The 13,763-nt window shown below is 46.8% G+C and carries 12 protein-coding genes; 6 read left to right on the top strand and 6 right to left on the bottom strand.

The window, feature by feature from the left end; translation table 11 throughout:
• Positions 1 to 624: 624 nt before the first annotated feature.
• A complete protein-coding gene (locus tag CBX96_RS13760) occupies positions 625 to 2,082 on the top strand; it encodes an OmpA family protein (RefSeq protein WP_109287066.1) in 1,458 nt (485 codons plus the stop codon).
• A 162-nt stretch (positions 2,083 to 2,244) separates the two neighbouring features.
• Here CBX96_RS13760 and CBX96_RS13755 read toward each other — a convergent pair whose 3' ends face one another.
• The 3 genes from CBX96_RS13755 to CBX96_RS13745 form a co-directional block, all read right to left on the bottom strand.
• Entirely contained in the window at positions 2,245 to 2,955 is a 711-nt protein-coding gene (locus tag CBX96_RS13755; protein WP_109287065.1) for a 23S rRNA pseudouridine(2604) synthase RluF, read from the bottom strand.
• Between the two features lie 11 nt (positions 2,956 to 2,966).
• Positions 2,967 to 3,659 (bottom strand): hypothetical protein, encoded by a 693-nt coding sequence (locus tag CBX96_RS13750; protein WP_109287064.1) that lies wholly within the window; start codon positions 3,657 to 3,659, stop codon positions 2,967 to 2,969.
• Positions 3,660 to 3,845: 186 nt separating this feature from the next.
• Positions 3,846 to 5,183: a Na+/H+ antiporter NhaC family protein gene (locus tag CBX96_RS13745; protein WP_011625394.1), complete on the bottom strand. Its 1,338-nt coding sequence runs from the start codon at positions 5,181 to 5,183 to the stop codon at positions 3,846 to 3,848.
• A gap of 548 nt (positions 5,184 to 5,731) precedes the next feature.
• Between CBX96_RS13745 and CBX96_RS13735 the strand changes: the two genes are divergently transcribed.
• From CBX96_RS13735 to CBX96_RS13720, 4 genes are all read left to right on the top strand, one after another.
• Entirely contained in the window at positions 5,732 to 6,640 is a 909-nt protein-coding gene (locus CBX96_RS13735) for a DUF6662 family protein (RefSeq protein ID WP_109287062.1), read from the top strand.
• Between the two features lie 79 nt (positions 6,641 to 6,719).
• Positions 6,720 to 7,271, top strand: coding sequence for an FMN-binding protein (locus tag CBX96_RS13730; RefSeq protein WP_011621715.1), 552 nt, complete (start codon positions 6,720 to 6,722; stop codon positions 7,269 to 7,271).
• Complete coding sequence (locus CBX96_RS13725) at positions 7,271 to 8,119, top strand: FAD:protein FMN transferase (protein WP_109287061.1); 849 nt, start codon at positions 7,271 to 7,273, stop codon at positions 8,117 to 8,119. Before CBX96_RS13730 ends, CBX96_RS13725 begins: the two co-directional genes overlap by 1 nt.
• Positions 8,120 to 8,174: 55 nt before the next feature.
• On the top strand, positions 8,175 to 8,642 hold the full coding sequence (locus CBX96_RS13720) for a hypothetical protein (protein ID WP_109287060.1): 468 nt from the start codon (positions 8,175 to 8,177) through the stop codon (positions 8,640 to 8,642).
• A gap of 84 nt (positions 8,643 to 8,726) precedes the next feature.
• Here the strand turns inward: CBX96_RS13720 and CBX96_RS13715 are convergent, their stop codons facing one another.
• On the bottom strand, positions 8,727 to 10,358 hold the full coding sequence (locus CBX96_RS13715; protein ID WP_109287059.1) for a methyl-accepting chemotaxis protein: 1,632 nt from the start codon (positions 10,356 to 10,358) through the stop codon (positions 8,727 to 8,729).
• Between the two features lie 142 nt (positions 10,359 to 10,500).
• Entirely contained in the window at positions 10,501 to 11,391 is an 891-nt protein-coding gene (locus CBX96_RS13710; RefSeq protein ID WP_109287058.1) for a DMT family transporter, read from the bottom strand.
• A gap of 212 nt (positions 11,392 to 11,603) precedes the next feature.
• On the opposite strand from CBX96_RS13710, the gene CBX96_RS13705 reads away from it, so the two are divergent.
• Positions 11,604 to 12,383 carry a helix-turn-helix domain-containing protein gene (locus CBX96_RS13705; protein ID WP_109287057.1) on the top strand — a complete coding sequence of 260 codons (780 nt, stop codon included), beginning with the start codon at positions 11,604 to 11,606 and terminating at the stop codon, positions 12,381 to 12,383.
• Between the two features lie 567 nt (positions 12,384 to 12,950).
• Here the strand turns inward: CBX96_RS13705 and CBX96_RS13700 are convergent.
• Positions 12,951 to 13,337, bottom strand: a complete 387-nt coding sequence (locus CBX96_RS13700) for a GreA/GreB family elongation factor (RefSeq protein ID WP_011621721.1) — start codon at positions 13,335 to 13,337, stop codon at positions 12,951 to 12,953.
• Between the last annotated feature and the right edge of the window lie 426 nt (positions 13,338 to 13,763).

Raw genomic sequence — 13,763 nt, 5'->3', positions numbered from 1 at the left:
AAACTGCGTTGTAAGTTGCTGGGTATTATCTTAATGCCTTCGTGGAGGCTTGAGCCGTATGCAGTGAAAGTTGCACGTACGGTTCTTAGGAGGGCGGCACTTGGTAACAGGTGTCGCCTATCCGACAAAAAGCTTTTAGCCAGATGAACAGTTCAATGGTCGTTAAGATTGCCACTGTTACAACAGTGACCGTTGGCGGCATGGATGCCGCCGTCGAGCCTATAGGGATATATTCACGGCGTGTCACTGGGGAAACAGTGGCAATGCATATAACGCAATATCCGATTCGACTGTCTTGTTTGGGGGCAAAAAGCTTTTAGCCAGATGAACAGTTCAATGGTCGTTAAAATTGCCATTGTTGCAATAGTGACCGTTGGTAGCATGGCTGCTCTTTCACATTCATATGAACATGGTATCTCTACTTCTGTGTGCTATTTAAAGATGGGGCTTCTATATTTTTCTTTATTTCTTCGCAGTATTTCCCGTATTTCCTTTTCAATAAAAAGTATTACTTTTATGTCGTTTAATACCTAGGTAAAAATTTTTATCGTATTATCCCGTCACTATTTTTATCTATTTAATTGCTTCGCGAGAGCTAGACTCCCCCACAGAAAAGGATTTTTTATGGGACATAAGACGTTATTGAGTGCTGTACTTTTGACTGCGACCTGCGGTGTCGCTACTTTTGCGGTGAATGCTGAATCGCTGTTTACTCCCTTTCCTGACGCCAAATCGCCTGAAGAAAAGCGCATCCACTTTACGCCCTTTGAACTTATCACCGCAGTGAATGGTGATAAGTTCACTCTGTTGCCTGTATCAGGCAAATTAACTCGACAAAGCGTTGAGTTGCCAGCGGGGTATAGTCCTGAACATGTGATCAATAACTATTTTGCACAGCTTAAAAAACTGAATGCTGAAGTGCTATTTAGCTGTCAGGCCGCCAGCTGCGGTGATGGTCAAGCGATGCAAGCTCAGCTAAAGCCGCTTAAGAGCGTGAATGCCGATTATCACAGTGCTTACGTGGCGGCAAAACTGAAAGGTTCTCGCGGTGAGGTTTACGCCAGTATCTATGTCGTCAATCGCGAGGATAGATATACCTATCTGCAGGTCGATATCCTCGATTCTATTCCTGAGCCGCTGGATTTGATCCAAGCCAATAGTGACTTTTTACAGCAGGCGCCGAAGCAAATTGAGATAAAAGATAGGCGTAGTGACGATGCTCAAGGCGCGACCGACCATCCTTTATTGGGGCGCATGCCCGGCAGTTATATTACCAGTTACAAACAAACTAACTTTACCCAAGTGCCTGTATTGGTTGGGATCTCGGGCGCAGATTATCAAACCCAATCGCTGGGCGCCAAGCTTACCCAAATCAGTTATCAGATGCCTGAAAGCTATTCGTTGTTTGAAATCAACAGCAATTATGCCGCAGCAGCACAAAAACTGCAGGCTGAGCGGGTGTTCCATTGTAAAGGCACGGCCTGCGGCGACGATGATAACCTGATCAATGCCATCAAATTAATCAAGGACGATAAAGAGGACGAATGGCAGGAGTATCAGCTGTTTAAGCTGAGCCACGCCAAGGGAGATGTTTACTTCGATATCTATTCCCAAGGATATTTCGATGGCACACCTGCCGATACTACGCTTAGGGTAATGGAGCTTTCTACTCTGAAGGATGATCGTGTGGCGATTAACCTCGATGCCCTGACCGATGCGATTAGCCAAACAGGCAAGGCAACATTAGAGGGATTGTTGTTTGATTATGACAGTGAGCGTTTGTTACCTGAGTCCAAGCCTGTACTCGAGGTCCTCGCGAGTTATCTTAAGCAGAATCCGACGCTGAGTTTTTATGTGGTCGGACATACCGATGACAAGGGCGAGCGGAGTTACAATCAAAGCCTGTCGGAGCGCCGCGCCGCAGCCGTGATTAAGCAGTTGAGTGACGAGTTTAAAATTCCGTCGGTCCAATTAACCGCCCACGGTAACGGGGAATACAGCCCTGTGGCCAGTAACACTAATGACGCCGGACAAAAGTTGAATCGCAGAGTGGAGTTAGTGCTTCGTTCCGATAAAAAGTAGCTCAACGCATCAGCTTGAAAGGCTATCTTCGTTCCATCAAAAACGCCTGAGATGACTCAGGCGTTTCTATCTTCATTGGCGCTCTTTGGCAGATATTGTTCGCGCAGGTATTTGTCTCAAATTGAGATTTGCTGCTTGAGGGCATTCGCCATTTGTCTTCCACTAAATTGCCACAGCGGCTTTAAGCGCTGTAACTTCCTCTGGGCTGAGTGGGCGCATTTCGCCTTCGGCTAAGGAGCCTAGCGTTAATGTCATTAACGCGACGCGTTGTAAGTCGACCACCTTATAACCTAAGGCGTTGGACATGCGCCGAATCTGGCGATTTAACCCTTGGATAAGCACTATTTCAAAACTCACATCACTTAACCGCGTGACTTGGCAGGGGAGTGTGCGCACCTCTTTATATTGCACGCCGCTGGCCATTTGCTCGATAAAGGCATCGTTGAAGGGTCTATCGAGTTGCACATGGTAAGTTTTACTGTGAGCAAAACTGGGGTGCATCAGTTTATGGGTGAGTTCGCCATCGTTGGTGAGCAGCAATAAGCCACGGGAATCCTTATCTAATCTGCCAACAGGGTAGAGTCTTGGCGTGGTTGGTAGTATATGCAGCAAACTGGATTTATCGGCGTCTAACAAACGGCAATCTGTGCCTATGGCTTTATTGAAGATCCAATAGGTAAGCGCTTCGGTGCCCGAAATGGGCTTTTCATCTAAGCAGAGGCTATCGAGACAATGACCGTCAGCATCGACATGCACGGCATCGGTATGCTTGGCTATCTTGCCATTGAGGCTGATGCGTCCGGCCTCAATCAAGCGGCAGGCTTCGCGGCGTGAACTAATGCCGCATTGGGCAAGGTATTTGGCGAGACGCATAAATGACTAAGCTAAAACGGGTGATGGACTTGGGCGCGATAATACAGGATTTTGGATAAACGGCGCATGGCAAATGCAAGGCTGATGCACCAAATAATATTGAGGTTTGTTTGCAGCCACATGTTGGCGGCGACAAAACAGAAGTGATTGTCTGTCTCGCAGGGCGGGAAATCTAGCTGGCTCCAGTCCAGCTGTAAGCTCAGACAAACGGCACTCATAAAGCTTAATAAGCTTAAGTAAAACAAAGGTCTTGGGCAGATCAGTTTAGGCATGATTCCCGCAATAATCACCAAGGCATGCAGGGTTAGCGTGCTTAACAGATAGCTAGTGGAAACCAGTCTGTGCATGGTTAAAAAGTTAATCGGAAAAATACCCATCAAAATCACCGAGGTGCCAACCCAGGCGCCGGTGAGCGCAATATATTGGCTAAAGCTGTCGAGCTTAAGTAAGTAGAGCCCAGCCATAGAGATCAACATACAAATCCCTGCGGCTAATAATCCGAGGTTAAAGACATAGGCGAGGGGCGAGTTGATATAGTCACCGAGAAAATCGGCACGCATAAACAGGGCAGCAGTGCCGACGACTTGATATTCGGCGTAGAGCGCGATGATAACCCCTGTGGCACTTAGCATCGCCGCACCCACAATCAACCAAGTAATCAGGCGATGTAAGTCGTAAAAGCTGGGTTCATGTTGCGGATTCATATTGTTATGGATGCATTTTGGGGTGAATGATTATGCCGTAAATTAAGGTTAATACCGCGCAAATAACCCGCTGTAACTTGCCTTAATCCGAAACTGATGGCAAGTCTTGAGCTAATTTGAACCTTAGGCAGAGAAAAACAAAGGGAGCGAATGGCTCCCTTTGTTTTTATCGACAGTCGAATAAGATTAGTGGCGCTTACGGAAAATCACAATCGCAATCGCGACAGCCGCTAGGATCATGCAGTACCAAGCGTGGGAGACGGCCGCCAGCGGTGTGATGCTAAAGGTTGAAGCGATCAGCAGTGCTTGGGCGCCATAGGGAATTAACCCTTGGATAATACAGGCAAAAATATCGAGTACACTGGCCGCGCGCTTAGGGCTAACACCGTGTTTTTCTGCCAGATCTTTAGCAATATCACCCGTCACAACGATAGACACTGTGTTGTTGGCAACGCAGCTGTTAGTGACGGCCACAATCCCTGCCATGCCTAATTCGGCCGCGCGGCATGAGGCTTCGCCTTGAGCTTTTGAGAAACGGGTGATGAGCTTTTCAATCTGCTTGCTTACAAAGGCTAAACCCCCTTGTTGCTGCATCAGCGCGGCTAAACCCCCGACTAGCATCGACAGGATGAAGATTTCCTGCATATTGCTAAAGCCCGCGTAGATATCCTTACCAAATTGGATAACGCCATAGTCCATGGTCAGGAATCCCGCCGCGCCCGCCAGCAGAATGCCTAAGGTCAAGACGACGAATACGTTTAACCCTGCGACCGCTAATACCAGAATCGTCAGGTAAGGAATCACCTTAATAAAGTCAATTTCTTGAGCGGCTAGATCGGCTTGGCCTTGACCAGCAATCACAAAGGCGATAAAGGTCAACAGTGAAGCCGGGATAGCAAAAATCAGGTTCTCACGGAATTTATCTTTCATATCACAGCCTTGAGTACGAGTGGCCGCAATAGTGGTATCCGAAATAATCGAGAGGTTATCGCCAAACAGTGCGCCAGACATCACGGCGCCCGCCATCAGGGCATAATCAATTTGTGCCTGATCGGCAACGCCTAAGGCGATAGGTGCCACGGCGGCAATAGTGCCCATAGAGGTACCCATTGCGGTGGCAATAAAGGCGGCAATCACAAAAAAGCCGGGCAGTAACAGGTTTGAAGGAATAAGTGATAAACCTAAGGCAACAGTCGCATCGACACCGCCTGTGGCTTTCGCTACTGCAGCAAAACCGCCAGCCAACAAGTAAATCAAACACATAGCAATAATATTGCTATGGCCAATACCGCCGATAAAGGTATCAATCGCTTGATTGAGTTTTTGTTTTGATAATACCAAGGCCAGAATAATGGCTGGCAGAATGGCAATCACACTCGGTAATTGATAGAAGGCAAAGTCCACACCTTGGCTTTGGAAATAGACGCCTGCGCCAATAAACAGACTTAGAAAAACGAATAAGGGTAACAGGGCAATAAAGGATGCCGGGCTACTTGGTGCAGTGGTTTGGGCTGATTGACTCAATGTAATTTCTCTTTTACTCGGCGGGTTGTCCGCGTGATCCTTGGCAGTCTAACTCGCTTAAAATCTATGCCGCTTTGGCATCATATCCTAGCAACTTGGTGCCAAGCATATTGGATTGCCATTTTACTGTCAATCTAGACGTCTAGATGTTTTTACTTCCGTTGTGATCTGTTCGTTAAAAAGAGGTTTAAATCGTGGTTTTTACTCAGTTTAGCCCTTATTTATCAGTTGGTTAATTACCGCTATTTTGTTGTCCCCACGCAAAGAACGAACCCTGTATTTGTGTGAGTAGATTGGCCGTGAGCCGATTCAAGGCTGTGGTGAGTATAGTCATTAAGCAGAAATGCGTGATGATCTGAGCAGATTGATTTGCATAGCAAAAAAATATTAATTGAATATTAATTTGTAACATCATGTTTTAAATGAAATATCCTTATTATTTGGTACTTTATCTGATAAAACACTAATGATAATGATTTGCGTTGTTTTTGTTGCTCTACTAGAATCGCCTCCAAATTATGTTAATAACTCTTTGGAGCTTTGTTTAAATGCGCACATCTTTTCGTCATCGCCTGAGTGTCGTCGCTGCCTCTGTGCTAACACTCGGTATCTGCCACACAGCCACTGCGGGTGAAGATTTATTTGGTTATGTCAAAGGCGCTGAGGCTATGCCTAAAGAAGCCATTGAACTCTATCAAAAAGTGACGTTGCGTAACGACAAAGGCCAAGGTACTTACCGTGGCATTAATTACGAAACTGAGCTGGAATACGGTGTGACCGACAAGTTTGCGGTATCGGGTTCGGCTAAGTTTATGTCTTTAGATACCAGTGGCTTAATCATCGATGGTTACCTGCCGAAAGAGAAAAACATTGGTTTTGCCACCTCTGGCGCTGAAGTCGGCTTAAGCTACATGTTTTTAAGCCCTGCCAAGGATGATATCGGTCTGTCTATGACTGCCTCGTTAGACTATGACTGGATTGATGTGCACTCTGGTCAAGACAAAGACACCCTGTCACTCGATTTAGGCTTACAGACTCAAAAGTACATGCTCGAAGGCGAGTTAATTTGGGTTGGCAACCTTGGCATGGAATCGACCTATGCCGACCGTGCGCCAATTGCCAATTTGCCTGAAGACTTTGATTGGTCAACCGATCCAGAGATGGAACTGGAGCTGAAAATGGGCACTGGCCTGAGCTACCGTTTCGCGCCTAACTGGTTTATCAGTGCCGAAGTGTTATTCGAAACCGAATTTGAAACTGAGATTGGTCAAGAGCGTTGGTCATTCTTCGCCGGCCCTTCATTGCACTATGGTAGCGCCAATTGGTGGGCGACCCTCACTTGGTTACCTCAGTTAAGTGGTGGCGGTGAGCAGTACGAAGGTCAAAAGGACACCAGTCTACATCTGATTGAAAAAACAGAACAAGAAGTCAGATTAAAAGTGGCATTTAACTTCTAATTTGTACTTTACTCTTAGGCAGGGCAGCGTTGCTCTGCCTGCGATGAATCAAGCTTTTGCTTTAACACTAGGTATTGAAATGGCGCATACATATCTGAATAGCTTGTGGTTTATGCCAATGGTCGTCGTGGCCGCCCCTGCATTTTCTGCGGATTATTTAACAGTGGCCCAAGCGCAGGCGTTGATTTTTGATAAGGCAGCGGTATTTAGTGAGCGTCCAACCTTACTGAGCTCCGATGCGAAAGATCAGATCAAAGATTTATCGGGCGTTCGCCAACGTCAAGATCAGCAGCCTATCTGGAAAGTTGAAAAGGACGGTCAGTTTCTCGGTTGGTTTGTGGTGGATGATGTTGTCGGTAAACATGAGTATATTACCTACGCCATCGGCATTAGTCCGCAGGGCGAAGTGCTTGGGTTAGAGGTGCTCAGTTATCGTGAAACCCACGGCGGCCAAGTGCGTGAAGCGAGTTGGCGCGATCAGTTCCACGGTAAAACCCTCAAAGATCCCTTTAAACTCGATGAAGATGTCAGCAATATTAGTGGGGCCACATTAAGTTGCCGTAATTTACTCGATGGCGTAAAACGGTTACTTGTTATCCATCAACTCTTTTTGTCGCAGTCAGTCGCATAGTGATACGTAGAGCCAAACCCTTACTCGGCACCTTAGTCGAAATTGCCGCTGAGTCCGTTGCCGGGCACAATGCTCATCCTTCATTGGATGAGCCTGCCCTTCAAGCCGCTATAACAGCGGCTTTTTCGCGTGTGGCCCATATTGGCCGCTTACTCAGTTTTCACCAGCAGGATAGTGAGCTGAATCTACTGAATCGCCAGCCGGGGCAGTGGATATCCTTAAGTCCTGATAGCCTGAGGGTGTTGAAGCTCGCCAAGTGGTTTGGCCGAGCCAGTGACAACCTCTTCAACTGCACTGTGGGCGGCGAGATGATGTCCCGCGGCGCCTTGCCTGCTTATCTCGGAATGCCGCTGCTGTTGCAGGGGGATTGGCGAGATATTGAAATCCAAGCGGATAAAGCAAGGTTAGCTCGCCCGTTAATTTTGACCTTAGACGGTATCGCTAAAGGCTATGCGGTCGATATGGCTGTCACTGAATTGCGACGGGCTGGCGTGTGCGGCGGCTGGGTGAATGCGGGTGGCGATTTAAAGGTGTTTGGCAGCGCTTCATTAAATGTGCTGTGCCGCGGTCCGAACGGATTGAGTCAAAAGATCAACGTCAGTAATACCGCCCTTGCCAGCTCACGGGTTTCCCAGCATTTAAGCCATGATTACCCCGCGTTATTGTTACCGACGGGCAATTTAGACGAGCAGCAGTGTGCCAGCGACCAAGAAAGGGTTGTGAGTGTTCGCGCACCGTTTGCCTGGCGCGCCGATGCGTTAACCAAGGTCGCGGGTTACCTTGACGATGCTACCGCCGCAGCAAAAATTCAGCAGTTGGGTGGCGATTTAGTCAACTTCGCGCCCTAAGATTTGTCGATAACGCTTTCATCACTCTTTAGTATTTTTGACGATATAAATAAAAATGAAAAAATTAAGTGGTTATCCCAATTGGTTTTTCTGGTTGATTATCCTTGCCATCACAGTGACGGGCCTTACGGGCTTATTTATGTTGCCTTGGGTGATGGAGTTTAAGCTGCAGTGGGATGTGGATTTTGGTCTGAGCGGGGATCTGCGCTTACCCGCAGTTGTGATGCATGTGCTGCTAGGCTGGTTGATGCTCATGTTGCTCGGCGCACTGTGGCATAGCCATATTCGTGCAGGCTGGCGTAAAAAGCTTAATTATAAGAGTGGATTAGTGATGTCACTCAGTTTGTTGGCATTAGCGTTAACGGGTGTTGGCTTGTATTACTTAAGCTCTGAATCGGCGCAGTTGGCCGCGAGTTTGTTACACACCTTTTTAGGGCTGTTACTCTGTGGTGGCTTTGGTTGGCATTATTGGCACGGCCGGCAAATTCGCCAGCAATCCTTAACACGCCAACGTATCCTCTAATCGTTAAAAAAGAGTGCCTAGGCACTCTTTTTTATCGGTCTTTGAGTCACGCTAAGTCTGGTACATCTGGGCGCGTTACTTTCCTTAAGCGACTTTAAAGCGTGACACTTCTTTTTGCAGATTGCTGCAAATGGTTTGGGTATTGACGACGATATGCTGAGTCTCTTGGATAACGGTATTGCAGTAGCGGGTCTTGTCAGACAACTCGGTCAAGTTACGATTGATTTCTTCGGTCACATGGGTTTGCTCTTCGGTGGCCGTGGCGGTTTGTGTCGACATCTCACTGACCTTAGAGGTGGAGTTCAGGATCTCATCTAAAGCATCCTGTGTCTGACTGGCGAGGGTCACGGTCGAGTTCGTGAGGCTGGCGCCCGATTCAATGCTCTTCACCGCATCATTCACTCCCCGTTGTAACTCTTCAATCATACGTTGTATATCTTGGGTCGAGGTTTCGGTGCGGCTCGCCAGTGTCCGCACCTCATCGGCAACCACCGCAAAGCCCCGACCTTGCTCACCCGCACGGGCCGCCTCAATGGCGGCGTTGAGGGCGAGTAGGTTAGTTTGCTCTGCAATCGAGCGGATAACATCCAATACGGAGGCGATATTGGCGGAATTGACTGAGAGTTTTTCGATAACCGCTACGGCTTGTTTCACCGATTCCGACAGTTGCTGAATATGGTTAACCGATTGAGTGAGAATGTTTTTACCCTCAATGGTTTGGTCATTGACCTTAGTGATTTCGGTGGCGGTATGCAGGGCGTTGCTGGCCACCTCTCGCACTGCGGCGCTCATCTCATTCACCGCCGTGACTATGGTATCGACAAACTGTTCCTGCTCGTAGCTGATGCCTATAGTGGTGGTTGATTTAGTCGCGAGGTTTTCAACGGTTTGGCTGACATCTTTGGTTTGGCTGATAATCGCGATAACCATTTGCTGCAATTGGGCAACGAACAAGTTAAAGGCATTGGCCAGCTCACCAATTTCATCTTGGCGGGTGATGGGGATACGCTGGGTTAAGTTTCCGTCGCCATCGACAATATCCTTGATCCTGTCAGTGATATCTTGGATGGCATTAACGATAATTTTAGGACCAAAGTAGGCGATCACTAGGGCTACGATAGCGACAAGGGTGGCTATGGTGACCGAAATTTGGGTTTGGGTGGTGGCCTGCTCTGAGGCCTGTAAATCCAATTCTTTCACGCGGTTATCAGCAGCTTCTCCCGCGGCATTGTAGATATTTCTTAGGGCCTTAAACTCTTTTTTAGATTTGTTTTCATGGAGTTGTCTTGCCAGTTCAAAGTTATTATTTTTTACCGCGTTGATGACTTCCGATGAAGCTTGATACCAGAGCGAAAACTGCGCCTCAAAACCACTGGTGGATTGTATGACTTCTAAATGCTCTTGCAGGTAATTTTTAAACTCCCCCATGCGATCACGCGCTTGGTCGACATTTTCCTGCCAGTTGTCTATCTCACTCTTGCGATTGTCGCTGCTGAGATCGGGTCGAAGGAGTACTTCTTCACTCAGTTGAGCCTGATAGAGATCGCGGTCGGCGTTGAGAATGGCCGAAATAGCAGGATTAAATAATTGGCTAAACTCCTGCATTTGCTTGAGGGTGGTGCGGCTTTGCATCGCATCGGTTACGGCCATCACAATCAAGGCTGTCGCCATAATGGCAAACATCAGTGAAAACTTTACTCTAATGCTATTAAACATGGGACTCTCCATAACTCTCTGACAAAACGACTTATTAAATAGCTTAGTCGCTATTTGGGTGTTTGCAGCAGTTAGCGAGAAGTCCGTTATTGGCAACATTAAAGAAAACGCCCCAAGATTTTGGGGTGTTGAGGAGAGAGATTTATTCGGTGCAGGCGATGGGGGCTGTGGGTTTCAGCTTAGGTTTTACCTGCACTAACATCACCCCAAAGATGACCAGAGCGCCGCCTAAGTAGTGATAAACGGCTAAGGTTTCATTCAAAATGATCGCCGCTAAGATAGCCGCGAGGATCGGCATCAAATTGAAGAAAATGCTGGTTTGCTCGGCACCTAACTTGCTGATGCCATTAATCCAGGCCCAAGGTGCAATGAGTGAAGCGCCCAGAGCGGCATAGAGTATTAACGGTGCGGCTTGGCTGCTAATGGCGACACTGGGCGCGCTAAACAACAGTGGAGTTAACATCAACACCGCAATAAGCCCTTGAATATACACTGACTCCCACGTCGATATCGGTAATTGCCAGCGTTTAAGCAACACACCGTAAAGCGCGTACACAAAGGCGCTGATGAGTAACAGTAAATCCCCTTGGGTCACGCCTATGGCAAGATTGGCCATATCCCCGTGGCTTAACATAAACACTAAGCCCAAGAGCGAAATCACAGTGCCACCAAAGACCAAGGGTGTCAGTTTTTGTTTGAGTAAAGGCACGGCCAAAAACAGGCTCACCATAGGCACCAGCGAGTTGATTAAGGCCATATTGGTAGCGGTTGTGGTTGCCGCGGCAAAGTAGGCAAGGCTTTGGTTTAATACCATGCCTAAGGCGGCTAAGGTAGCGAGTTTGGGCAGTAATGGTGCAATCGTTTTACGCTTGTGCCAGACGGGTTTTAGCATAAAAGGCGTTAACACTAGCATGGCAAAAAACCAGCGATAAAAGGCTATCGCTTCGGGGGCGATAATCCCAAAGGAGAGTTTGTTAACAATGGCGTTGCCTGCCCAAATCACGACGGCGAGCAGGGGAAATAAATACAGCATAGATTAGTCTTAATTGGCGTGAAGACGGGGTTAGGCGAAAGGACATAAACCCGATGTCATAGATTGGCTGCTATTATCCTTGGTCTTTTATGATATAAATATCGCTTAAAAGACAATGTCAGTTCGTCGGCGGACAATCCTTTTTCGGTTATAGCTCCTGTATGCGCCCCGAATCGACTCGCTATTATGGAGTACAGTGGAGTGGAGTACTGATGCGTCCCGTTTATCATCCGCTCAGGGCGGAACAAGCACCTGTTGCCGATATTTTCTTTAACTATGAAGCTTTTCTCCCTAATACCATCACCCCAAAACACAGCCACGTTTGGGGGCAATTGCAGCTGATCAGCGGCGGTATTATGGAGCTGCATGCCGCTGGGCAGCGATTTTTATCGCCCTCCCAATATGCGATTTGGGTGCCGTCGGGGATTGAGCATGAGAGCTACACTCGGCGCAGTATCCATTATTGCTCGATGAATATAGTGGCAAATCGTGCGGGTGTTTTTCCGGAGGAGACCTGCCTGCTGGCGGTCACCCCCATAGCACAGGCGATAGTGAACGATCTGAGGGAGCGTCAAGTCCGAGTGGCTGAGAGCGAAGCGGATAAACGTCTGGTTGAGGTGTTAATCGACCAGTTGATTTTAGGTCAGGCACAGCCGCAATTTTTACCCTCGAGTCGCGATAAATTATTACAGCCCATTTTGCAGCAACTCGAACTCGACCCCGCCAGCCAAAAGAGCCTTAAGACCTGGGCGAGTGAGCTGCATACCACAGAGCGCACTTTGGCTCGGCGTTGCCAAGACAGCCTTGGGATGAGTTTTACCGAGCTGCGACAGCGGCATAAGTTTATTTATTCGTTACAGCTATTACGTGAAGGATTGGCAATCAAGGAAGTGGCGCTGACCTTGGGCTATAACCAAACCTCACCTTATATAGTGATGTTTAAAAAATATGCCCAATATTCGCCTGAGCAATATCGCCGTCAACTGGGATAAAAAAGAGGGCGCGGAAGTCACCACGCCCTCTTACAAATAAAGAGAGGATTTAAGGGATTTTTTACACAGGGATTAATCGGAGTTTTTCTGTCGATTCCGTTTATCCTGACGTTTCTCTTTTAAGGTTTTCATCGGCGGTTTTTTCGCTTTTTCTTTACTCATGACAAATACTCCTAACTGAACTTAAACTCAGCAAAGTGATACTCAGTAAAGTGAAACTTAATAAGATGAGACTATCGAGTGTAGCGCCGCATTCTTACGGATAGTCAATTTAAATTAACCTTTCGGCTAATTTAAACCATAAAAAGCGTTATGAGCCAGTACAATAAAGCTTTTGCCTCTTGATAGATTTTACATAAGCGCTGCCATACTCGGTAAATATGCAAGAGGTTTAAGCGCTGACTCATTGGCTTTAATTGATTTCGCGGCCTGTTAATGACTTCAAAATAGCGTTCTCCCTATTTTATTTATGCCTGTGCTAGATGCCGCCGCAAATAGCGATTTAAAAGCATGCTGCCACTGAAATTTGAACATGCTTTATTCTGAAAATGCTATTTTTCCTCTGATTTATTTCTTACAAAGGGCGATATCCTTCACGATAAACAACACGGGTTTACCTAGAATATTGACTTCGGCATATTCGCCCTTAGTGCGTCCGAGTAGGCTGACACCGAGATCGGAGATCACCGAGTAGCGTCCTGCTCTGGGTTTGTGCCTAGGTGGATACACCAGCTCGATGCGGTATTCCTGCTGGTCATGTTGATTAACCAGTAAAATCTCTCGTCCAACCGTCACTTTATCTAGGGTTTCTTCACTTTTGAGTTGATCCAGTTTTGCAATTACTGCCGCTAATGAAGTCGGGCGCAGTGAGGCATTAAAACTGTTTTGTAGGTAATAGGTTTCCGTTTTCAACATAAAAGACTGAAATAGGTTGCTAAAAAAAGAATAAAACATAACTACCCCAAATATGAGCTAGATAACTGCCATGCTCCAAAATAAAAGTTGAAGCAATAAATTAAAAAATAAGAGATGGACTGCCGAGTGCGAGTAGCACTCGGCTTAAACTGGAAATTTAAGTGAAAGGCGCACGAAGCTGGCTAAATAATGAAGCTTATTCAGCAAAAAAGAAGATGGCTTAAGAGTGATGGATGAAAATGCATTTTTAAACATAGTGCTACATCTCCATATCAAAAAAAGGTTAAATTAACCATCTAGCTTACTTGATGATTAATGACTAATAAACTGTCGATACCATAGGCCAACTAAAAAAATAAATCAACTCATGTTTTGTCTCAGTCGGCATTATTACTGGCTTTGTGTTGATGTCCCGATTAAATAAAATTTACCACGTTAAAATGCCGCTAATTTTTAGAGATTTGT

This window comes from Shewanella sp. BC20 (assembly GCF_003129585.1).
GTDB classification, from domain to species: Bacteria; Pseudomonadota; Gammaproteobacteria; order Enterobacterales; family Shewanellaceae; genus Shewanella; species Shewanella seohaensis.
The sequence above is the reverse complement of the archived record's forward strand: the minus strand, read 5'-3'. Positions and strand labels throughout refer to the sequence as shown.